Raw genomic sequence first — 2362 nt, 5'->3', positions numbered from 1 at the left:
GAGGTGGAGGCGGAAGTTCGCAGACATCTCAAGCAACCCCCATACCAAATCCAAGCAGGCCGTCGGAAAATCCATCTCAAATCCCTGGAAATATTGGTGGCAAAAGTAATTTTAATCCAAGTCAAAATATTGGAAATTCTGAATCAAATAATAATTCTAGCTCTGGACAAAGTGCTGGAAATTCTACAACAAACAACAGTTCTAATTCTGGACAACAAAGTCAAGTACCCATCCCAAATAATTTTGAAAAACCTGCAAATCAAGGTGTAATGACAGGAAAAGGCGTACAAGTTGCAGTTTTGGATGAGGATTTTATAACTAATAATGAAACAATGAAATATTACAAAAGAGGACAAAGTTTTGAGAAAGTAAAAGAAGATGAATTTAAAGGAAGATTGAATTCAAATTATGCAGTTGCTGCAGGTCATAGTCCAAGTAAAAATGATCACGGATTGAGAGTAGCTACAATACTTGGTGGTGAAAGCGGTAATGGAGCTAAAGGAGCAACAATACACGGAGTATCTTTGGGAACACAAAGTGCTGGATTAATTATAAATGTGGATAGATACAAAGAATTACAAGCTAAAGGTGTAAGAATATACAATCAATCTCTTGGAATACCTCAAGAATTTTCTTCTACAACTTATAGAAAGGATTTATGGGAATCTATTAAAACTGTTGGAAATTGGACTCAAGATAAAATGGATCAAAAGGTAGATGAGTTAATAAACTTTTATAAAAAAGCTGTTAATGAAGGTTCATTATTTGTCTGGGCAGCTGGAAATTATAAAGCAGATAAAACTGAGCTTACAGCAGTATCTGTTCAGTCGGGGTTACCAATAGCAATTCCTTCATTACAGAAAGGTTGGATAGCAGTAGTAGGTTTGGAAGAACAGGCTGATGGGAGTGCAAAAGATTTTCCAAAACATTTTGCGTGGGCAGGAGAAAGTGCAGCATATTGGACTATTTCTGCAAATGGACGTTGTGAATTGCCAGGTTGTTCTTCACCAGGTTCATCAAATGCAGCTCCAAGAGTTACAGCGACGGCAGCAAAAGTTAAAGAAAGATTTCCTTGGATGACAGGACACGAAATTCAGCAGACGATTTTAACAACAGCAACTAAAATAAATACATTATTAATTGGTAATGGTGATGTAAGTTCAAGATATGGATGGGGATATTTGAATGAAGAAAAAGCATTAAAAGGACCTGCTCAATTTGATAATATTTTACTTGTAGGTAAAAATGCAGCACTTGCTGGGTTAAAAGGACAATTTAACGCAAATATCGGAAATTCAATGACATCCATTTTTGAAAATGATATTAAAGGTGATGGCGGATTAAGAAAATCTGGAAATGGAACATTGATTTTAACAGGGAATAATAGTTATGCTGGAGATACTACCATAGATGAAGGAAAATTAGAAATATATGGAAATAATACTTCTGATATAACGATAAATTCACAAGGGACACTAGTAACGTATCCGACAGCTATAATAAATGAAAAGGATGGTGTTCCAAAAAGTGTTTACAATAATGGAGGAACTTTTGAAAATAGAGGTTCAGGAGCTGTTATAACAGGAAATTACATAGCAACAGCTGGTTCTATAACAAAAGCAGAAATAGGTTCTAAACTTATAGTTAATGGAACAGTGAATTTAAATGGAGAGAGTGCAACATTACAAACTTTAAGTAATGGAAGATATATTACAGCAAAACCGTTGTCAATGACTGTGATTGAAGCAGAAAAAGGGATTGAAGGTAATTTTGGGAAAGTGGAAACACCTGAATTGGTTAATGGTGCGACTGAAGTAAAAGGAAATAAATTAAGTGTGAAATTGAGTAGAAAAAATGTGTTAGATTATGTGAAAAAAATAGCAGGAACTGACGAGATGCAAGAAAATACGGCGCAAAATATTGAAACAGCTTTTCAAAAATTAGATGAAAAAATTGAGAATGGAACGGCGGAAAATGTTTCGCAGTTTGAGAAAAAAGCTGCAAAATTACAATCGCTTTCTTCTACAGCAAGAGCAGCAATTTTAGACAGTTTATCAGGACAAATTTACGCATCAGCTCAAGCGTTGACTTTCGGGCATTCACAAACTGTGAATAAAGATTTGTCAAATAGACTTGTAATGCTTGGAACACTTGACAATGTCGGGGATAAATTTGGACTTTGGGTATCAGGTTTTGGAGCAAATGGTAAACTAAAACAAGACGGATATGGAACAGGAGACACAAAAGTACTTGGTGGACAAGTTGGAATTGACAAACAATTTGGTGAAAATTTAATTTTAGGGACAGCGTTGTCTTATTCAAAAGCCGATGTTAAGTTTGACAGATACGGAGGAAAATCTGA

Annotated in this window: 1 protein-coding gene; it reads left to right on the top strand. The window is 35.2% G+C overall.

Annotated elements, in window-relative coordinates:
* On the top strand, positions 1-2362 hold a 2362-nt coding region (locus Q0370_RS05030; RefSeq protein WP_299572932.1), incomplete at both ends, for a S8 family serine peptidase.

The sequence above is a fragment of the uncultured Leptotrichia sp. genome (assembly GCF_938036635.1).
Taxonomy (GTDB): domain Bacteria; phylum Fusobacteriota; class Fusobacteriia; order Fusobacteriales; family Leptotrichiaceae; genus Leptotrichia; species Leptotrichia hongkongensis.
The sequence above is the reverse complement of the archived record's forward strand: the minus strand, read 5'-3'. Positions and strand labels throughout refer to the sequence as shown.